At 50.1% G+C, this 20,178-nt stretch carries 20 protein-coding genes; 14 read left to right on the forward strand and 6 right to left on the reverse strand.

Annotated elements, in window-relative coordinates; translation table 11 throughout:
- Positions 1-78 precede the first annotated feature (78 nt).
- Together EHW56_RS00580 and EHW56_RS00585 are read left to right on the forward strand one after the other, a co-directional pair.
- Entirely contained in the window at positions 79-507 is a 429-nt protein-coding gene (locus EHW56_RS00580; protein WP_069361329.1) for an organic hydroperoxide resistance protein, read from the forward strand.
- A 205-nt stretch (positions 508-712) separates the two neighbouring features.
- Entirely contained in the window at positions 713-1,210 is a 498-nt protein-coding gene (locus tag EHW56_RS00585; protein WP_152795333.1) for a GNAT family N-acetyltransferase, read from the forward strand.
- An 11-nt stretch (positions 1,211-1,221) separates the two neighbouring features.
- On the opposite strand, the gene EHW56_RS00590 is transcribed toward EHW56_RS00585, so the two are convergent.
- Positions 1,222-3,381: a sensor histidine kinase gene (locus EHW56_RS00590; protein WP_152798905.1), complete on the reverse strand. Its 2,160-nt coding sequence runs from the start codon at positions 3,379-3,381 to the stop codon at positions 1,222-1,224.
- 144 nt (positions 3,382-3,525) lie between these two features.
- Between EHW56_RS00590 and EHW56_RS00595 the strand changes: the two genes are divergently transcribed.
- The 4 genes from EHW56_RS00595 (at position 3,526) to lhgO (ending at position 9,660) form a co-directional block, all read left to right on the forward strand.
- On the forward strand, positions 3,526-4,875 hold the full coding sequence (locus tag EHW56_RS00595; protein WP_077666339.1) for a sigma-54 dependent transcriptional regulator: 1,350 nt from the start codon (positions 3,526-3,528) through the stop codon (positions 4,873-4,875).
- A 294-nt stretch (positions 4,876-5,169) separates the two neighbouring features.
- On the forward strand, positions 5,170-6,180 hold the full coding sequence (locus EHW56_RS00600) for a TAXI family TRAP transporter solute-binding subunit (protein WP_077606274.1): 1,011 nt from the start codon (positions 5,170-5,172) through the stop codon (positions 6,178-6,180).
- 83 nt (positions 6,181-6,263) lie between these two features.
- Positions 6,264-8,417, forward strand: coding sequence for a TRAP transporter permease (locus tag EHW56_RS00605; RefSeq protein WP_077666338.1), 2,154 nt, complete (start codon positions 6,264-6,266; stop codon positions 8,415-8,417).
- 7 nt (positions 8,418-8,424) lie between these two features.
- On the forward strand, positions 8,425-9,660 hold the full coding sequence (gene lhgO / locus EHW56_RS00610) for an L-2-hydroxyglutarate oxidase (RefSeq protein ID WP_152795325.1): 1,236 nt from the start codon (positions 8,425-8,427) through the stop codon (positions 9,658-9,660).
- A 59-nt stretch (positions 9,661-9,719) separates the two neighbouring features.
- Here lhgO and EHW56_RS00615 read toward each other — a convergent pair whose 3' ends face one another.
- Positions 9,720-10,364, reverse strand: coding sequence for an NAD(P)-dependent oxidoreductase (locus tag EHW56_RS00615; protein ID WP_152795323.1), 645 nt, complete (start codon positions 10,362-10,364; stop codon positions 9,720-9,722).
- 210 nt (positions 10,365-10,574) lie between these two features.
- Between EHW56_RS00615 and EHW56_RS00620 the strand changes: the two genes are divergently transcribed.
- The 8 genes from EHW56_RS00620 to EHW56_RS00655 all read left to right on the forward strand — a co-directional run bounded on the left by EHW56_RS00620 (position 10,575) and on the right by EHW56_RS00655 (position 14,986).
- Entirely contained in the window at positions 10,575-11,162 is a 588-nt protein-coding gene (locus tag EHW56_RS00620; protein ID WP_152795321.1) for a GNAT family N-acetyltransferase, read from the forward strand.
- Positions 11,163-11,181: 19 nt separating this feature from the next.
- The gene (locus EHW56_RS00625) at positions 11,182-11,718 is read left to right on the forward strand and encodes a GNAT family N-acetyltransferase (protein ID WP_152795319.1); all 537 of its coding nucleotides are present in this window, start codon (positions 11,182-11,184) and stop codon (positions 11,716-11,718) included.
- The gene (locus EHW56_RS00630; protein ID WP_152795371.1) at positions 11,718-12,266 is read left to right on the forward strand and encodes a hypothetical protein; all 549 of its coding nucleotides are present in this window, start codon (positions 11,718-11,720) and stop codon (positions 12,264-12,266) included. The genes EHW56_RS00625 and EHW56_RS00630 overlap by 1 nt, the downstream gene beginning before the upstream one ends.
- 140 nt (positions 12,267-12,406) lie before the next feature.
- The gene (locus EHW56_RS00635; protein ID WP_152795317.1) at positions 12,407-12,928 is read left to right on the forward strand and encodes a GNAT family N-acetyltransferase; all 522 of its coding nucleotides are present in this window, start codon (positions 12,407-12,409) and stop codon (positions 12,926-12,928) included.
- Positions 12,921-13,496: a GNAT family N-acetyltransferase gene (locus EHW56_RS00640; RefSeq protein WP_227486468.1), complete on the forward strand. Its 576-nt coding sequence runs from the start codon at positions 12,921-12,923 to the stop codon at positions 13,494-13,496. Before EHW56_RS00635 ends, EHW56_RS00640 begins: the two co-directional genes overlap by 8 nt.
- Entirely contained in the window at positions 13,496-13,960 is a 465-nt protein-coding gene (locus EHW56_RS00645; protein WP_152795315.1) for an NUDIX pyrophosphatase, read from the forward strand. The genes EHW56_RS00640 and EHW56_RS00645 overlap by 1 nt, the downstream gene beginning before the upstream one ends.
- Positions 13,961-14,148: 188 nt before the next feature.
- Entirely contained in the window at positions 14,149-14,364 is a 216-nt protein-coding gene (locus tag EHW56_RS00650) for a VF530 family DNA-binding protein (protein ID WP_046073336.1), read from the forward strand.
- Between the two features lie 148 nt (positions 14,365-14,512).
- Positions 14,513-14,986 carry a 2TM domain-containing protein gene (locus tag EHW56_RS00655; protein ID WP_069587548.1) on the forward strand — a complete coding sequence of 158 codons (474 nt, stop codon included), beginning with the start codon at positions 14,513-14,515 and terminating at the stop codon, positions 14,984-14,986.
- A gap of 67 nt (positions 14,987-15,053) precedes the next feature.
- Here EHW56_RS00655 and EHW56_RS00660 read toward each other — a convergent pair whose 3' ends face one another.
- The 4 genes from EHW56_RS00660 to EHW56_RS00675 all read right to left on the reverse strand — a co-directional run bounded on the left by EHW56_RS00660 (position 15,054) and on the right by EHW56_RS00675 (position 20,063).
- A complete protein-coding gene (locus EHW56_RS00660) occupies positions 15,054-15,752 on the reverse strand; it encodes a gamma-glutamyl-gamma-aminobutyrate hydrolase family protein (RefSeq protein ID WP_152795311.1) in 699 nt (232 codons plus the stop codon).
- Positions 15,728-16,735, reverse strand: coding sequence for an amidoligase family protein (locus tag EHW56_RS00665; RefSeq protein WP_152795309.1), 1,008 nt, complete (start codon positions 16,733-16,735; stop codon positions 15,728-15,730). The genes EHW56_RS00660 and EHW56_RS00665 overlap by 25 nt, the downstream gene beginning before the upstream one ends.
- 129 nt (positions 16,736-16,864) lie before the next feature.
- On the reverse strand, positions 16,865-18,844 hold the full coding sequence (locus EHW56_RS00670) for a hypothetical protein (RefSeq protein ID WP_152795307.1): 1,980 nt from the start codon (positions 18,842-18,844) through the stop codon (positions 16,865-16,867).
- Positions 18,837-20,063, reverse strand: a complete 1,227-nt coding sequence (locus tag EHW56_RS00675; RefSeq protein ID WP_046073332.1) for an acetyl-CoA carboxylase biotin carboxylase subunit family protein — start codon at positions 20,061-20,063, stop codon at positions 18,837-18,839. Before EHW56_RS00675 ends, EHW56_RS00670 begins: the two co-directional genes overlap by 8 nt.
- Positions 20,064-20,178: the final 115 nt, after the last annotated feature.

The raw sequence follows: 20,178 nt of genomic DNA on the forward strand, positions 1-20,178 counted from the left end.
CCTGATGCAAGCGGCTTCACCGCACCTGCTGGGTGCGAAGCAGTGAGCCGCAAGCGGACTGGAACACAGGAGAGTGAAATGAAAGAGCTACAAAGTGTTGCCTATACAGCAAAAGCGACCGCTACGGGAGGCCGCGAAGGGTCTGCAAAATCCGATGATGGGCGTTTAGATGTTGCGCTTTCAACCCCCAAGGGGCTCGGCGGGAACGATGGTGAAGGCACCAACCCTGAGCAGCTCTTTGCTGCCGGCTATGCGGCCTGTTTTATTGGCGCGCTTCGTCTAGTAGCGGGTAAAGCAGGCGTCACCTTGCCGGAAGACACCCACATTAACTCAGAAGTGTCGATTGGTCCCATTGATGGCGGTTTTGGTATTGCGGTGAAATTGGCGGTATCGGTTGGCGATCTGGATAAAGAGACCGCGCAGTCATTGGTCGAGCAAGCACACCAAGTATGCCCGTATTCCAATGCCACGCGTGGCAATATTAAGGTTGAATTGTCAGTGATTTAACCTAACTGGCACGCTATGATAGGGAGCGCTGTGTAGCAGGGCTCCCTTTTTTATGCCCGCTTTTTTATGGAAGCAGCACGTTGTTCGGTGCTCCCTAACTTCGAGTGCTCAGCATTGACCGCAAAGGCTATTGACCACGAAGACTATTGACCACGAAGACTAACGCGCAAGCCCTATACCAATAACAAGGATGATGAAAGTTAACATGCCAGACGCCACCACCAGTAAGCTTATCGAGATAAGTGTCGCCCCGCTAACGAATGAAGACACAGAGGGAGTTCGCCAGATATCGTTACCTGACCAACAAGTAAAGTTTGCAGGGACTGCAGACGAATTTCTTGCCGAGGACAGTGAGACCATTCACCGCCATGTGATCAAGCGAGCGGGCAAGACGGTAGGCTTTTTTAAACTCGATATCGACTATGCGTCTCAGTATGACTTTTGCCCGCCAAAGACGCTGGGTCTGCGCATGTTTGTGGTGGATGCGCGGTATCAAGGGCAGGGATTAGGTACCGGTGCGGTTAAAGCCTTGCTGGCGTATTTACCCTTTGCTTATGGTGATTTCAATTGGGTATATCTGACCGTTAACTGTCGAAACCCGGCCGCTAAAGCCTGTTACCAAAAAGGTGGCTTCACCGATACAGGCGAGCTGTATTGGGGCGGTGCGGCTGGCCCTCAGCATATTATGTCGGCCGCACTGTAATTGCGCGCGGTTTAGTGACCAGGGATGACTGACTGAAAAGTAAGTGTGAAGGTCAGTCCACTCTGGGCATTAGGGGCGACGCTTATCTGTCCATTTATATCTCGCACGTTATTGGCGGTAATCGCGAGCCCCAAACCCAGTCCGTCGCCGATTTTTTTAGAAGTGACAAACGGCTCGAACATGGTCTCAAGAACGTCTGTTGAGGCACCACAGCCGTTGTCACTGACCGTCAGCTCGACTGTCCTTTCGGCAGGCGTGACCACAAACACCAAGGTCGGCGCCGCGGTATTTGCCATCGCATCGCACGCGTTAGACACCAAGTTCCCCAATATTTGTAATAGTCGTTGTCCTTCACCCTCAATCAGGGGCGTGTCGTGAGGCATCCGCACTCGCACATCAATGTCTGCCAACTGAGCTTGATACACACGCAAGGTCTCATTGAGGGCATCAGCCAGCGACACGGGATGGAGATGCTGTGGTTTGCTGTAGGCAAAGGTTTTTAATTGGCTAGTCATATTGGTCATACGATCAATCAGCTTTTGCACCAGCTGGTTGTTGGCTTTAACTTTTTCTGTCTCGCCGCGCTCAGCAAGCAAGGTGTTGGTGGTGAGTAAGGTACGAAGGCCGGTAAGTGGCTGATTAAGCTCATGAGTAATGGCGCTCGACATTCTCCCTAAGGCGGCCATTTTGCTGGTTTCAATCAGTTGCGCTTGTGCTTGTTGCAGCGCTTGGGTGCGCTCTTCCACGCGTTCGGTAAGTGCTTGGTTCATCTGCTGCAGTGACTGTTCGGCTTTTTTACGTTTGCTAATGTCAATCAACGTCGCCAGGTAGTATTGCTCATCATGCCAAGGAAAGCGGGTGAGCGAGAAAAGCGCTGGAAAGACGCTCCCGTCGCTGCGACGCGCCATGGTTTCAACCGCATTGAGCTCGGCCAGTTCATTGTGCTGATCGAGGTTTTTGAGCAAGGTGAGGGTGGTGGAATGGGGATTGCCGGTATCAAATAATTCCCAAGCAAAAATGCGGTGATGATTGTTTTCTGGCAAGCCAAATAACCGCTTGGCCATCGGGTTGAGATCAAACAGCGCTCCTTGCTGATCAATTAACAGTAACCCGACTTGTGTTTTATCGATCATTTGTTTAAGTCGGCGCTGCGACTCTTGCAATAAGCTTTGAATACGCTGCTGGTGACGGTGTTTTTGCCGGCGTTGTTGACCGATAATCAACAGCAGAATGACCACGAGCAGTGCGGCGGCCACTCCCCATGCGAACAGGCTTGCCGCGCCTTTGATAGGCTTGTAGGGCGTAAGGTAGCTCACTGACCACTTTAGATCGTCCAGTTTTACCGTGTGGCCAAGAAAGGAGGTGGCATTCAGCCGCCACTGACTGGTGGCGGTACTGTTGTAGAGATAACGCGTTTCCCTGTTAACCGTCCGTGTCTTATCGTGTTCTGGCGTTTGTGTCGCGTTCTGTTGAAGTGCGTTCTGTTGAACTGCGTTCAGCTGGGCTGCATTCAGCCAGTCTGCGTTGTACTCGCTGCTGCTTGAAAGGAAAAAGCGCTGTTGTCGATTTTGCAGCAGAATGATGTCTTGACTGGTAATGGGTTGTTCGGTGAGAAAACTCAGGTCAATCTGCACCACCACGATAGCGGCGATGTTAAGCCCCTCAAAAACCGGGGCGGATAAATAGTAGAGTGGGCCATAGCCTTTGGTTTTATTTACCAATGATACGCCTTCACCTTGGTGCAATACTTGCTCGACGATCGCCAATCGATCGGGGCGGCTAAAGCGTTCATCAATCAAGCTCGACGCCAGCACATCGCCTGATGTGGAGAGCAGTGTCCAGCCTTCGGTATTGGCCGCTTTGTCGAGCTGTGTGAGTTTTGCTTGGAAGGCGGCGGGGTCATGCTGCTCGCCCTTTACAATCGCCAGTGTGTCAGGATGGTTGGTCAGCAAATAAGGCAGATGATAGAAGCGTCTTAATGCACGGCGGACCTCACCGATGTAGTCCAAAAGCTTGTTCTGCACCTCAGTATGATGTTGTACGCTTAACCACTGATAAGCCGCTTCACGGCTGATGCCATATGAGAAAATCACCAGTATGCCGACGAATACTAATCGAGCCCATGTCGTCTTGATGCTGGTTTCTTGGTGGCTGTGGTGATCCTGATGCATAACACACTCTCATTCTTATTCTGTTTTAGACTGCGGTGCGCCGAAAAAATGTTAAAGCAGTGTGATGAGAAAGTGAGAGCTAGCTCCTTTTCTGATCGGTGGCTTTTGCTACCGTAATGAAAAACGTATCACGGATGAACCCTCATGATTGCTGAAACACCCCCACGCATTGCCTTGATTGAAGATGACGATATTGTTCGCCAGACCACCTGCCAGTGGCTAGAGCTGGCAGGGTTTGAGGTGGCAGCATTTAGTCATGGGAAAGCCGGGTTGGATGCCGTGCTACAGCACCCGTTTGATGCGGTGGTCAGCGACGTCAAACTCCCTGATGTTGATGGATTATCGATCCTGAGTGAGCTTGAGCAGCACCAGGTGGCCACGCCTGTGTTGTTTATTACCGGACACGGTGATGTTGATATGGCCGTGGGGGCGTTGCAAAACGGGGCGTTTGATTTTATCGAAAAACCTTTTGAGCCCGAGCGTTTGTCTCAGCGTGTTACCGAGGCGGTTGATACTTATCGCCAGCAAGCATCGACGCAAGAGCGGCAAGCGTATTTAGCACGCATCAGCGGGTTAGAAAAGGTATTGATTGGGCAAAGTCGTGTGATGCAACAGTTACGTGAGCAAGTGGCAAAACTGGCACGCATTGACACGAATGTGATCATTTATGGGGAAACAGGCTGTGGCAAAGAGCTGGTGGCGACCAGCTTGCATAATGAGAGTGTACGTCGTGGACAACGCTTGGTGCCGATTAACTGCGGCGCGATCCCAGAAAACTTGTTTGAAAGTGAGCTGTTTGGCCATGAAGCGGGGGCGTTTACCGGTGCCAATCAGCGTCGGATTGGTAAGCTCGAATACGCGCACAAAGGCACCTTGTTTTTTGATGAAGTAGAGAGCATGCCGATGAGCATGCAAGTAAAGGTTTTACGTGTGCTTCAGGAGCAAAGGGTTGAGCGAGTGGGAGGAAATCAGTCAATAGCGATCGACACGCGGGTGATTGCGGCAGCGAAAGAAGATCTCAGTGGTCATGAAACCTTTCGGCAAGATTTGTACTACCGCTTAAACGTGGCACAAATTCATATTCCGCCCTTGAGAGAGCGTGACGATGATGCGTTAATCTTGTTTGAACACTTTACCCGTCAGACCAATCCGGAGACACGCTTGGCCAGTGAAGCCGATCGGCACGCCATTTTGTCTTATTCATGGCCGGGTAATATTCGCGAGCTGCGCAATGTAGCAGTGCGGTTTGCCTTGGATGACAGTATTTCAGTGATGGAAATCTTATCGAATCGTCCCTCATCGACCATGGAAACCATCCAGTCGGATGTCCCGCTTTTAATCCAATTGCATAATTTTGAGCGCAAGGTATTGCATGAGTGCTTGGTCGCCCATCGAGGGCGAATTCATGAAGTGATGGTAGCTCTCGATTTGCCTCGCCGTACCTTGAACCAAAAAATGAAAAAGTTTGGCTTACACCGTGCTGATTATACCTAGATGAATCGGCAAAAAATTGCTCAAGGCGAAACGCGCCGCGTTTAAGCGTTGATCACACTTTGGTTACATTTTGTGATGACTGACTGCCTAGTGAGGCGCTATCATCAGCAAGATTTTGCTTATTGGCCCAGCCATAAATGAGAAAAATCTTGCTGATTATCCATGGCCTCTTCTTATATTTCCTTTTATAACAGGGACATAAGATTTGGCACTCCCTTTGCTATCCATGCTTTGCTGTTAACAAATCGTTTTATTTGTGTAAACCAATAATACAGCCCTACATGGAGAGTAAAGATGAAGATCAATCAGCTATTTAAAGCACTGACGTTTGCCGCGGCCTCGTTTAGCCTCGCCTCGACCGCTGTCGCAGAAGACCGAAGCTATATCCTCGCAACGGCTTCAACCGGTGGCACCTACTATCCCGTTGGTGTCGCCTTGGCGACGCTGAGTAAGGTCAAGCTGGCGCCTAAGCACCATTTTTCGTTGTCGGCAATCAGCTCCGCTGGCTCCGGCGAGAATGTGAAGCTACTGAACGAAGATGAAGCGCAATTTGCGATCTTGCAGGGCTTATATGGCGCATGGGCCTGGTCCGGCGAGGGGCCATATGCTGAAAGTGGCCGCCAAGATCAACTGCGCTCTGTGTCTATGCTTTGGCAAAACGTTGAGCACTTTATTGTGCGCAGTGAGCTGGCAGAAACGGGCACCGTGAGTGATTTGAGTAACCTTGAAGGTGAAAAATTTTCGATTGGTAAGAAGAATTCAGGTACCGAAAACTCAGGTCGCCAAATTATGAAGGGACTCGGCGTGGATCCGGAATCCTTTAATTTGGCTTACATGGGTTATGGTGGCAGTGCCAGCGCACTACAAAATGGCACCATTGATGGCATGAATACCCCAGCGGGGGTGCCAGTTGGCGCGGTTACCCAAGCGTTCGCTGCACTGGGAAATGATATCTCTATCCTGTCTTTTACTGACGAGCAAATCAAAGCGGCTAACGGTAAATACAACCTTTGGACCAAGTACGAAATTCCTGCTAATACCTATCCTGAGCTGGATAAGCCGGTCACCACCATTGCTCAACCTAACTTCTTGGCCGTGCGTAAAGATCTTTCCGATGAGGATGTGTATCAGCTCACCAAGGCTATTTACGAGAACTTGTCTTTCCTTCAAGGCATTCATAAAGCCACCAAAGCGATGGCGATTGAAAAAGCGATCGCTGGTTTGCCTGTGCCGCTACATCCAGGTGCAGCACGCTATTACCAGGAAGTTGGTATCGATATCCCGTCTGAACTGGTAATGGAATAAGGCGATAGCGCTCCGGGATAGCTCGGAGCGCCTATCGAGATCAAATACTGCATGGAAACGCGGATACTGCTTGGAGTAAAGGGATGAGCGAGCCAAGAGAGCACGAGCCTGTTGAGCAAGGGCCTGATGAAACAGCGCTGGAGAAATTTGAATTACCCACGCGCGATGATTTTCCGTGGGTGACCACCACCATCACTGTGCTGGGCGTGGTGTTGTCTGTATTGCATATTTGGTTCAATACGTTATCTACACTACCGGAGTTATGGATTTCGGCGACCCACTTTGCGGGGTTTGCGGTGATTTGTGCACTTTGGTACCCGGCACATATCTCTTTGAAGCGGAATAAAATAGCGCTGGCGGTCGATATTTTTATTGCGTTAGGTGCAGTGGCTTGTCTGTTGTATATCCCTTATGCCGAGGACGCGTTGTACGCGCGTGGGGTAAAATTTGTCACTGCCGATTGGGTGTTCGCCAGCTTAGCGATCATCATCGTGGTGGAGCTGATTCGTCGTACCATGGGATGGTTTATTCCCATTCTGATTATGGTGTGTTTGAGCTATGTCGTGCTGTGGGGCGAGTGGGCGTCGGGGATTTTTCACTTTCCCGGATTGAGCCTTGAAACCCTTTTATATCGCAGTTACTACTCCTCGGAAGGCATGTTTGGCGCGATTACCCGGATTAGCTGGACGTTCGTGTTTATGTTCATTTTATTTGGCGCCTTTCTTGTCCGCTCTGGGGTTGGAGATTATATCATCAACGTGGCCCGTGCGGCCGCGGGTAAGATTATTGGCGGGCCGGGTTTTATTGCGGTGATTGGCTCTGGGTTAATGGGGTCAGTGTCAGGCTCGAGCGTAGCGAATACCGTATCGACCGGGGTGATCAGTATTCCTTTAATGCAAAAAGCCGGTTTTCCGTCGCGCTTTGCTGCTGGGGTCGAAGCATCGGCTTCAACTGGGGGGCAATTAATGCCGCCCGTAATGGGGGCGGGGGCGTTTATCATGGCCTCGTACACCCAAATTCCTTACGTTGACATTATTGCTGTATCACTGGTTCCTGCGCTGATCTACTTTCTCTCTGTGAGCTTTTTTGTGCGCATTGAAGCAAAGCGCAGTGGCGTGCAAAAGATTGTCACCACCGAGGACTCTTTATTGATGGTGCTTCTCCGCGGTTGGCATAACCTTATCCCGCTTGCGGTGCTTGTCACCTTGCTGATTAAAGGTTTCACACCCACCTATGCTGCCGGCATTTCGATTATTTCTGTGATTTTCGCTTCCTGGTTTTCCAAAGAGCACCGGATGGGGCCGAAAGCGATCATCGAGGCCTTGGCGCAAGGGGCAAAAAATATGGCCACCACTGCCATCTTACTCGTGGGCATTGGTTTGGTGGTGAATGTGATCAGCACCACGGGTATCGGCAATACTTTCTCGCTGATGATTGATGGTTGGGCGAACGGTGATCTGTTTATGATGCTGGTGCTAATTGCTATTGCCTCGTTAGTGTTAGGGATGGGATTACCAGTGACCGCTGCCTATATCGTACTGGGCACCTTGTCGGCACCTGCTCTGTATAAGCTTATCGCTGAAAACCAATTGTTGGAGCTGCTGGTATCAGGCCAGCTTCCCGAGCAAGCCAAGGCGATATTTATGTTGGCTGCCCCAGACAAACTCGATCTTTTAAATGCGCCAATGACCATGGAAACCGCGCAGCAAATGGTTGCCTTAGTGCCGGCTGACTTTATGGAAACCTTGTTAGAGCAAAGCTTAGGGCTGGAGGCCGTCAGTTTGGCCCTGCTCGCCGCCCACTTAATTATTTTTTGGTTATCGCAAGACAGTAACGTGACCCCGCCGTTTTGTTTGACGGCATTTGCCGCGGCCACCATTGCTAAAACCCCACCGATGCGCACGGGGCTGATGGCGTGGAAAATTGCCAAAGGCTTGTATCTCGTGCCTTTGCTCATTGCTTATACCAGCCTGGTCAGCTGGGATATCGTCTCGGTGTTAGAGGTCGGCTTTTTTGCCATTATTGGCACGTATGCCTTAATTGGCGCGATTGAAGGGTATCTTGAAGGCCCGATTAACTGGCTAAGCCGCCTTTGCTTATTAATGATTGGTGCTTTGTTAGTGTGGCACGATATCCCGTTGTGGCTTCGCTTAGTGAGCGTCGTTGGGTTTGTGGGCCTGTTTATATACAGTGGGCGCAAGTATCAGTTGCAACAATCTCAACTGCCAGTGTCATGAGGCGTATATGAAATCTGTTTATGATTATGTGATTGTCGGTGGTGGTATTGTTGGCGCATCCACAGCCTGGCAATTAAAGCAGCGATACCCAGATTGCTCCGTATTGCTGGTGGAAAAAGAGGCAAGCGTTGCCCAGCATCAAACCGGGCATAACAGTGGTGTGATCCACGCGGGTGTCTATTATCCACCAGGCAGTTTAAAAGCCGATTTCTGTAAACGAGGAGCGGCGCTGACCGTTGAATTTTGTGCCAAACACGATATTGCAGTGGAGAACTGTGGCAAGCTATTGGTCGCAACCAACGAGCAAGAGATGGCTCGGATGCGGGCGCTCTATGAGCGATGCTTAACCAATGATATCGACGTGCGCTGGCTGGATGCGGCGGAGCTTCATGCTGAAGAGCCCAATGTTAAAGGCTTAGGTGCCATTGCGGTGCGCGCGACCAGCATTGTTGACTATCGGCGGGTGACAGAGCAAATGGTGTGTGAGTTTGAAGCGCTCGGCGGTGTCACCCAACTCAGTACAGAAGTGATTGGGGCCAGTGAAGCGGCTGAACAAGTCACTCTCCATTGCCGAGCAAGCGGGGAGCCGCTAACGATTCATTGTCAGTTTGTGGTGACATGCAGTGGGTTGATGGCAGATAGAATGACCAACATGATGGGGATCCCAACTGCGTTTCAAATTATCCCTTACCGCGGGGAATACTATCAACTTGCGAGCCAGTACCAAGGCTTTGTTAATCACCTTATCTATCCGATTCCCGATCCCGATTTACCTTTTTTAGGCGTTCATCTCACGCGGATGATAGACGGCTCCATTACGGTTGGACCTAACGCGGTGCAAGGCTGGAAGCGTGAAGGCTATGGCAAGGTGAATGTCAGTCTAAAAGATACCTGGCAAATGCTGACCTTTGCTGGGTTTTGGAAAGTCACCATCAATAATCTAAAAGCCGGCTTGGTTGAGCTGAAAAATTCCTGGTGGAAGCCGGGTTATGTCAAGCAGGTGAACAAGTATTGCCCAGCGATAAAAGCTAAGGATTTGACTCCGTATCCAGCGGGGATCCGTGCTCAAGCCGTGTTAAATGACGGCACCTTGGTCCATGACTTTCTGTTTGCTGAGAGTGCGCGGAGTTTACACGTGTGTAATGCGCCATCGCCAGCCGCCACCTCTGCGATGCCGATTGGTGAATACATTTGTGACAAGGTGACGCAAAAACAGCAGTGGCTCAGCAATGATGCTGATTAGCGCTACATATCGGAAAGTGAAAGCCAGCGCCTACACTCGGCCGCTGGCTTTTGCTTTGATTACTGATAACCGACTGTGAATGCTTGCTGCAGATGCTTAGGTGTTTCGGCTTCATCAAGCATAGCGACCGCGAAGTCTTCCATCGAAATGCGAGATTGTCCGTCACTATCTGTCACTAAGGTGTCTGTCCCCAATGTGTACTGACCGGTGCGAGTACCAGGTGCGATCATGGCGGCAGGCGAGAGGTAGCTCCAAATCACATCTTGGCTGGCTAAACATTGCTCATATTGCACTTGGCACGCGCGTGCAATCTCAACGGCTGAGGCGGGGAGAAAGCCCTTTGCGTTTAACACGGTTTCACCGTCAGTGCCCGGAATCATCAGTCGAGCGGCACCGCCGACAATCAGAACGCGCATTTGATGATGTGCTGCGCCTTGGACGACGGCTTGGGTTAACACGGGTAACTGTGCTTCTTCGCCTGTCGGTGGGCGTAACGCCGTAATGGCAAGATCATGATCAGCCATTACCGATGCCACCTTGTCCGCATCGTTCAAATTGACGGCGACAGGCGTTACGCCGTCGGGTAGCTTGCTGAATGCTGCCTCGTTACGTGTCACTGCCGTGACCTTATGCCCGCGTTGCAACGCTTCTGCCACAATTCGACTGCCAATATCGCCCGTGGCACCAAATACGATTATATTCATTGTGTTAGTTTCCATGTCATGACTCCTGTGTGTCCTTGTGCCGCGCGATAACCAGTAAAAGGATGCGGCTGTCATACGGTTGTGGTTAAACCATGCTGAACTGATTAAGTTATCATTAATTATTTATCTTAATATAAAGATAAATACCATTAATCTTTACGTCAAGATAAATGTGTGGTTTTTTTATCTAGGAAAAAACTGGGGGATCCAATGGATATAGCGATCCAGCAAGGATGGCCGCTTGAGCAAGCACAAAAAGTGGCTGAGCTCTATGAGCAGGCGTTTGGGATGAAGTTCGCACGGGCAATCCCTAATCAGGCAGCGCGCGTGGCGATGCTATCCCGATGTTTTGTCCCAGACTTTTCGTTTGCTGCTATGCAAAACGGCAAGGTGGTGGGGTTGGCCGGGTTTCAAACCCAAGCCGGCGCGTTGACACAGGGTATGGGCGCAAAACAACTGATCGATAGCTTGGGGCTCATCAAAGGTACTTGGGCCTGTGCAGTATTGGCGCTGTTTGAGCGTAAAGCGGCACCCAATGAATTGGTGATGGATGGCATTGCTGTTGATAGCGCGGTACGCGGGCAGGGGATTGGCTCCCAATTATTGGATGCCATTATGGATTATGCCCAATCGCATGGCTTTGAAAGCGTTCGGTTGGATGTGATTGATAGTAACCCCAGAGCCCGCAAGCTTTATCAAGCCAAAGGCTTTGTCGCCACTAAAGAAGAGCGCTTTCCGCACCTAAAATGGTTAGTCGGCTTTTCAGGCGCCACCACCATGGTCAAGGCGCTGAACTAAAAAAACAAGAGAGACAAGGATGTTTATGATTGAAACACGTCGACTAGTGCTGCGTGACATGCAGCCAAGCGATGAAGAGGCGTTTGTTCACTTAACGCAACACCAGAAGTACCAGCGTTTTTATAGCGAAACGGACTGCCAGCCAGAGACATACCGATACTTACACGCGCGCTTTATCGAACAAGCCAACGCAAATCCACGCGTGGCTTATCAGTTGGCGGTTATCTGCAAGCAATCAGAAAAATGTATTGGCACTGTCGGTTTAAGGCTTGAGGACAACCATCAAGCATCCATCGGGTGCGGCTTAGCTGTGGAGGCGCAAGGCGCGGGGCTAATGAGAGAGGCGGCTGTCGCACTGGCCAACTTCGGTTTTGAGTGTCTGGGCGTGCATCGGTTATACGCTGAGACCATTTACGATAATCTCGCTGCAACCAAGCTTTGTCGTTCACTTGGCATGCGACAAGAGGCCCATTTTCATCAGCATCGTTTCTTTAAAGAACGGTGGTGGGATACGGTGGTTTACGCCATATTACGACACGAATGGGAGCAAGGATGATGAAAAAAGCACTGCTTGGCGCACTGATGGTGACACTGCAAGCGTGTACCAGTGCGCCCGTTGATAATGAAACGACCGACGCTGCAGAATGTGTCGGTAGCACGGCTTTGCCAAGCGCATGGGCAGATAAGTTTGTAGCCGTGGACGATCCAGCGCTACTGGCGGCGTCGCTGGGTCAGCCATTGGAAGGGAAGCTTTGCCAAGGCAAGGTATATCAGGCGACTGAAGGGGTAACAGTGTATCGTGCGTGGAATAGCACCAACCCGCATAGTCAGTTTGGTCACTGGTGGGCGTTATCACAACCGTCTGGCTTGGTGGCGGATTATCGCCAAGACTATGAGATTTGTTATCAATGGTCGCCGCTCGATAAATTGGTACAGTGCACCTTGCAACCAGGCGCCAAGATTGTGGTGGGTAATGGTCAAAGCGCGAAATGTTCCGAGTATTTAACCTATCCAACCTCAAGTGCCCAGCAAGTTTATCTGCAAGAGGCGGAGCAAGCGGTTCAACATTGTCAAACGTTTGATGCGGTGATGCGTTGGCAGTGATGCGCGGCAATCAACCATTCAATCACTCCTGTGTGGCGAGCAGGGCGCGCTAAGGCGGCGGATGATAGGCGGCCAATAAGTGTTTATTTTTCAATATCAATGAGATAGCCTAGTTCTATTATAGGACTTGGAACAAGCACATGGAATTAGTCGTCCCCGCACTCAATCACCAAGCAGCCTTTACACGTTTTTATGATGATTTTGTTCAGTTTGACCCCGACAATGCCGATTACTATCGGCCGGGGAAAGACGATTTCCCCACTTACGTGACTCGGTTAACGGATGAGTCGTTGGGTAAAAACCTTCGTAAAGGGTATGTGTCGTGTAGTCATTTTTGGCTGCTTGATGCTGAGCAACAAATCATTGGCGCGATTCGGATCCGTCATCACATCAATACGCCATTTCTAACCCAAGAAGCTGGACACATTGGCTACGACATTGCGCCATCATATCGTGGGCGCGGATGTGGCAAGCAAATGTTAGCCTTAGCACTGCCCAAGGCGAGAGAGCTAGGGATCACTCGCGCTCTAATTACCGCGAATGAAGACAATATGGCATCGCGCAAAGTAATTGAAGCCAATGGCGGCACGTTGGAAAACATCATCAATGGTGAAGTGTTCAATGAATTATTGGCGCGGTACTGGGTGGATATTAATGGATGATTCCCCGCGCGTAGACCAACTGGACAGCGATCGTCTGTTGCTGGTGGCACCCAATATGACCCATCAGCCTTTCATTTTAGAAGCCGTGTTGGAAAGCCAGCACACCCTTGCGCCTTTTATGGATTGGCTTCCGCACGCGTTGACCGAATCGAGCTCGATTGAAAACACCCAACAAGCGATTGATGACTTCGACATGTTTATCAATGAGCTACGCTACTCGATTTTTGAAAAATCGACGGGGCAATTGGTGGGTGTGATCAGCTTAATCATCCGCAACATCGCGATTCCTTATTTTGAAATAGGCTATTGGCTGCGGAGCTCCAAAGAAGGCCTTGGCTATATGAGCGAAGCGGTGCGAACGCTAGAGCAGTACGCGTTTAATGACCTTAATGCCAAGCGTGTCGAAATCAAAACTGCCTACGAAAATACACGTAGCCGAGCGGTAGCCAAGCGCTGTGGGTATCATCAAGAAGCGATACTTATCAATGACCGTATCCTGCCGAGCGGCGCGATTTCTAGCACTGTGGTTTATGCAAAAGTGGCGGCATTTGAAACAGAGGAGAAATAATGACCCCTGTGAATACTTCCGTGGTCTCGGGCGTAGCGCTCTCTCGTATTGACGGGGAGACAAAAATGCTACTGATGAAGCGAGTGAAAGGTGGCTTCTGGTGCCATGTTGCGGGTTCGATTGAAGCGGGTGAGACCGGAGTGGACGCCATCGTCCGTGAGTTTAGCGAAGAAACCCAGATTGCGGCGGCTGATTTATATAACGCGCAATTTTTGGAGCAGTTTTACGAAGCATCGGTGAATGTGATCGAGCTTATCCCTGTATTTGTGGTGATGTGTGATGATAATCAAGCCATCACGCTTAATGAGGAACACACCGAGTTTCGCTGGTGCTCACTTGATGAGGCAAAAGCCTTGGCGCCGTATCCAAATCAGCATGCCGTATATGATCATGTTTGGACTTACTTTGTTGATCAGCCCGTTAACCCGTTATATCGCGTCAACTTGCCTAACCATCAGGAGTGAACCATGAGAATGGAACGCTTTTTTACTCAAGATGACACCATATTGCACGGTGACACGGTTTCCTTGATACCAGCTAAACCTTGATTATAAGCTGGCGCGCTACCGTGGTTAAATTCGCGTTTTGCAATATCGTCACGTAAAGTAGCGCTTTTATTGACGAGCGCGTGCTCGAGTTGCTGAGAACCCTTATGGATACACAACCCAATAACCCGCTGCACGGGTTAACCCTACAAACCATTTTGACCCGTTTGGTTGAACACTATGGTTGGTCAGGCCTCTACCAACATATCAATGTGAACTGTTTTTCTAATGATCCTTCGATGAAATCATCGTTGAAATTTTTGCGTAAAACGCAGTGGGCGCGCGATAAAGTCGAAGCCTTGTATATTGATACCTTTTGCTAAGGGTAAAATACACGGATTGGCTATCGGTCGGTGTTTATTTTTAAGTGATTGATTTTAAGTAACTTTCGTTAAGGTGTCGGGGTGCTGTCGTGGTAATGTCGCCCCCATTTTGCATAGTGTCGCTAGGGAAGAGCACAAAGGAGCAAGGATGAACGTGAAAGCACTCAGAGTTCAAAAAGGGTGGTCGCAAGACCAATTAGCACAATTTAGTGGGTTAAGTGTTCGAACGATTCAACGTATCGAACGCGGCCACAAACCCGGATTGGAGTCGCTGAAATCGTTGGCTGCTGTGTTTGATATCGACATTAGTGATTTGCAAAAGGAGACAGACATGCAGGCAGATACTTCAATGAGTCCAGAAGAAAGAGCGATTGCCAATCGCGTCCGTGCCCTCGGCGGGTTTTATTCTCATTTGACGCGCTATGTGGTCGTGATGGCGATTTTGTTTATTATCAACTGGCAAACTAACCCAGGCTATTATTGGGCTTGGTGGGCAGCAATGGGATGGGGGATTGCAGTGGTCAGCCACGGCGTCAGTGCTCTGGGCATTGTCGATCTCTTTGGTGATAAGTGGGAAAAACGTCAGATAGAGAAGCGACTGAACGCGCGGTCAAAGCGTTAGTCGCTACCTGATAACGCCGAGCGAATGTGCCTCGGCGTTTTTGTTTTTCACCAACAAACACACATCTTTACTGAGATGCCGCTTGTCGCTGCTGGAAGCGCGTTGCGTGCTCGACTAGGCCCTTAAACAGCGCACGCTGACAGCGAAGATAAAGCAAGAATTCTGGATGCCACTGTACCCCCAGTGTATAAGGGCGGTTGGGCGACTCAATGGCTTGTACAATGCCATCTAAATCACGTGCGCTTACCGTCAAATCCTCGCCTAACGCGTTAATCGCTTGGTTGTGTAGGCTGTTTATTTTGCGTCTGCCTTGCCCCAACCGTTGCTGTATATGGCCGTTGACATCACGCAATATACACAAGGTTTTCATCGGGAACACTGTCCAGCGATGAGAGGTTTTTTTGCGTTGCTCGCGCAAGCTTTGGTGCAAGGTGCCGCCCAAACAGATGTTGAGAAGTTGCGCACCACGGCAAATGCCCAGCAAGGGCTTTTGGCTAGCCAATGCGCTTTTGATAACTGCGCTCTCTAGCGCATCGCGTTCAGAGTCGTAGTTGGGTTTCACTTCGGGCTCGGCGGCGTACAGCACAGGCTCGACATCGTGCCCGCCAGTAATCACCACGCCTTGATATGCGTTTGGATCCAGCGCGGTGCCGGGGTGTAACTGTAACGGTTTGCCACCATAAAGTTTGACTGCCGCGGCGACAAAAAAACGTGGCAGCCTTGCGCCTTTGCTCGGGCCGGTTATTGCGATGACGGGTTTATCCATAAATTGTGCACCTTTTCCGCCCAATTATTAACGATACGCACCAATGGGTCGTTGAGATAGCCCAAATAGGCTTTGCAGCATGTTTCCAGTCGTGCAGGATCGGCGGCGAGTTTTTCGACTTCCACCCAATCGTTCCATGCTTCGTGAATGCCCCAATGGGGTCGGCTGACTTTGCTGTCCGGCAACCGATAATGAAACGTTGGCCGCGCTTGTGTGAGCCCATCATCAATCACTTTATTCACTCGCTCAGCATCAAGGTGAGTGAATAAGGGCAGCATATCTAGCGCACGGTTGCGTGTAGGATTATCAATCAGATAGTCGTCGATTAGGGTATCGAGATCCGGCCAATAATCAGCGGCTAGCACGCGTTCAATATATGCTTTCGGGAAAGGGTCGACATAGTTGGTTAGACGCCGCGATAAATCAATGTCGGCCCGTTTTAAAAGCCAGTCATACAAACATAAGAATGCTTTTAAATGAGCACAAATCGTTTTGGCGGTTAAATCAGGCAGCTCTGGGTTGAGCTGCATGCCAAACGCATAAACTGGGCTGTCTTCGGTTCCTTCGGCACCTTGTTGACGCAGATGAGCAATGAGTTGGTCAACCTCTTGCAGGCGGTCAAGTGGCAGAGGAGGGCCGACAATTTCCACGGGGACAAAGGCTTTTGCCGCCCATGCCAATAGATCTTCGGCGGATTGATCCAGTCGGTTGGTCACGGTGTTTTCACTACGATCGCTTTGTCCTAAGCGCTTTAGCTTGGCATAGTCGAGTTCTACTACCCAGTCTCCGGCTTTGTCTCCGCTCAAGCGGCGATCATATCGACCCCCTCGCTTGATGTGTAGGGAGAAAAAATCCGCCACTAAACGCGTAATGGTATCCAGCTCTAAGCCACTGAGCTCTATCTCAACGCCTACGCGACGCGTTTTCCCCTCAGCGTTGGTGATCTGAGGCGGTGTTTTCAGTGATGAATCTGGCGCATCCATGGTTTTTTAAGCCTCATTTTTATCAACGATAGGTAAGAGGTGGGGATAAACCTTTGACACTTAAAGGTCTGAGGGGATAAATAATAAACACCTGTTCAGTGGTGTCGAGACCACTGAACAGGTTGATGCTTAGCCATTAACAACGGCATCTGTGCTGTTTTCTATGCGTTCTTGTGCCCAGCTCTCAAACGCCATGCGCTTGATTTCATTGAGAGCTTCGCTGGGTAGAGGACTCTTTATACCAACTTGAATCGTGTCATCATGGTACAGATATAGTCGAGATAAAAATTGCTCAAAGGGTAAGGAAGCTTCCCCGTATTGCTCTCCTTTCCCTTGCGTTGACACCACCACATCGTGTCCCCAATCTTGACCACTATCGTTATTGGGGTTGTAAAAATAAACCCGCATCACGCTGTCTTGGTCAAGGGCGATACGTATCAAGGTGATCGCGTGCCAGCCGACAAATCGGCCCTGGCTGCTGGTGACTGCGATCCCAACCGGCTGGGGGTGTATAACGGGAATATTGCCGTTATAAAGCGGATGATAACTGCGATAGAAGCGCTCGATAAAACTATCAAACTCTTTCAGTTGTCCTGTTTTAACGTCAACGGCAATCATGAACTCACGCCCCACGTACCAACCATGAAATTCTGGATTGATCCACTTATGGGGGTCTTGCTCTCGGTTGACACAAAGCCGGCCCATTTCGATGTAAAGTTTATCCAAATGCGGCACCAGAACGACTGACACAGGGTCAGTATCGAATGGCAGTGCGGTACTCAGCCCCTGTAAGAGGGTGTGAGAGTCTAACGACTGTCCTTCAAAATGCATGCGTAGGCTCTGATTACAAGCAACTTGAACGATACAGTTGAGTAAGTAATCAGGATCATTATACGCCCACATGGATATTGCACGTGCCGATTGGCAAGTCGGGTTGTTGCCTTGGGCCACACCTAGCGGCTGGCCAAGCACTGACATGACACCCGCTAACAGATGAACGCGAGCGGGGAGTTGCTCACCAAAGGCCAAGGTCAGTGTATGGGCGACGTCTGGGTGTAGGTTGAGATGAATCTGACGCCACAGACTCGGGGCGACAGGCGCATCGAACAGAACACCCCGTTCAAGCATCATTGCCAAACCATACACAGCTTGCGCGGTTTGCGGATAAATGGCTTCCTGGATCAGTGTGTGCACCAGCTGACGATAGGTCACTAGGCAGTCTAAGCCAGTATTACTTAAACCTAGCGCGGTGGGGAGAGTGTCGCTTCCCTCATTGTCCAGTAACCATCGTAAAAATATGGCGTGGTAATCAGATGCTAAACCGACATCATGCATCGCACGTGCAAATCCCAACGCCTCTTGTTGTAAAGCATTGCCGTCCATTGCATTCAGACGCTCACAGTACGCGTCCAACCCCGGGTCGTCATAGCAGCCCTGGGTTGGGCCGTATAACGCACTGACAAGACGATCGATGCCGAGCTTAGCTTCACCGAGGTTAATCTGCTCCTGCGACACCAAAATAGAGATCTGATTGATCATCGCCTTAATTGGATTGACCTGAATGGGGCGCTGCGCGAGTACACGCCAAACTTCATCAACCAGCTCACTGAGAATGGTTTCATAGCCCAAGTGGCTGAGAATAAAACGATATAAAGTACTAATAGCGGGCGCCGTTGCACCGAGTCGAATACGGTTCGACTCATCGGTAAGACCCATTACGAGTGATAAATTGAGGCTTAATACTCTGGCAAGAAATTGATGTGCTTCTTGTTGGGAAAAAGGCGGGGAAGAGAGCTTCCCCTCGACGATAGCCAGCATTCGAAGCTGGCTGAGACAATCTAGCACCACGGTGGCTTTGTCGGCATGCGCGAGGGTATCTGGCACGAGATTCGGTACGAGATACTCGGGCTGCCCCCAATCTGTTCCCTCAAAAAGGCCTGCCTCAGTGAGAGTGACAATCCGTGAGTACAGTTGATTAATGCCGTCATCCTGTGCCAATACACGCCCACAAATATCAATCACGTGAAATTGGTGGCGTGCCTTGGCGATGGAGCTTACTTGATCAAGTTGTTCAACGGCATGATCAAGCTTATTGAGTAAGCTAGACATAGAAATCAAGGTCTTCCTGTGCTTTTAATAAGTCACGCATAACATGCGGGTCGTCACCATAAAAGTGTAGCAAACCCCAGTGTGTGCCAAATGCACTTCGTTTAGGCACTTTCCCCTCCATAGGCGACTGCAGCTCATGAAACTCAAAGTACTCGTGATTCTCGGTCTCTTCAGGTATGGCCAGCTGGCTTACCACTCGGCGTCTTGGATATACCCCAAAGGTACCGGCGACGCCTTTGGCATCTTTGATAGGCGTTGGGAAGAAAGCGTTGAGTTCTTCGTCAGTTGTTTTAGGGTCAAACGCTACCACCATCGCTTGATAGCAGTTAAAGTCATAAACACGTTCAATAATTTCAAAGCCTTGGAAACCGGGTGGGCGGTAGGCTACTTCACCGAAGTACATCTGGCCATCGTTAGTAACAAAGTACTCTGGATGGATAAAGCCGAAATCAATATCAAACGCTTCGATCAGCTTCTCGATTTCCTGGGTTACTTTTTCCCGATATTTTTCCAACTCGGGGGAGGCCGGGACGAAAACAGAGTAGCCGAGGGTGACGTACTCGGAGATGTTTAAAAACTGGATTTTGCGGTTTTTAATGAATGCTTCGACAGCAAACTCCCAACCATCGAGGTGGCTTTCCATTAATAGCGGGAACTCTTCATCGGAAACACGATCGAGATCATCAGGCTCACGCACCATCCAATGGCCTTCGCAGCCTGCTTTGTCAAAGGCCTTGAGATGGATTGGGTCATTTGGGTCGCCGTCAAGTTTCAGCAAGGCTTGGTTAACCCGGCGCAGGAAACGTACCACGTCGGATTTATCTTGCGCTTCTTCAAAGATCCCAACCCGAATACCGCCGATTTGTGCACGGCGTTTCATTAAGGATTTATCGCGGAACAGAAGAGACTGTCCCATCAGCTTAGGGTTTTTGAGCAGCACGGCGTTAATGGCGCCGGCCCACTCTACGGTTTCTTCGAACAGAGGAATCGCCACATCGACCCCCATTTCTTGCAGGGTGGTGGCAATTTCAAAGGAACGGTCATTGAGGCGCTCAAAGTCCCAAGGAAGGTAGGGGATATCATGCTCTTTGGCATACTCTTCTGCCCATGTTGGGGCAACAACGACATATTTACGATCGAAACGGCTAATCGCATCAATTGCATTGAGGCTCCATCCTAGAATGGCGACGAAGCCTTTGTTTGGATCATAGTCAGCCATATTGCTTCCTTTTACGTCGAATGTGTTTTGTCACTCTCACATAGCTAGGTCTAAATAGTAACCACTTGCCCCTGTTCCTCTGCTGGAAGTGTGCGCTAGCTAGCTGGGATCAGTA

The sequence above is a fragment of the Salinivibrio sp. VGrn1 genome (assembly GCF_009377995.1).
Lineage (GTDB): Bacteria > Pseudomonadota > Gammaproteobacteria > Enterobacterales > Vibrionaceae > Salinivibrio > Salinivibrio siamensis.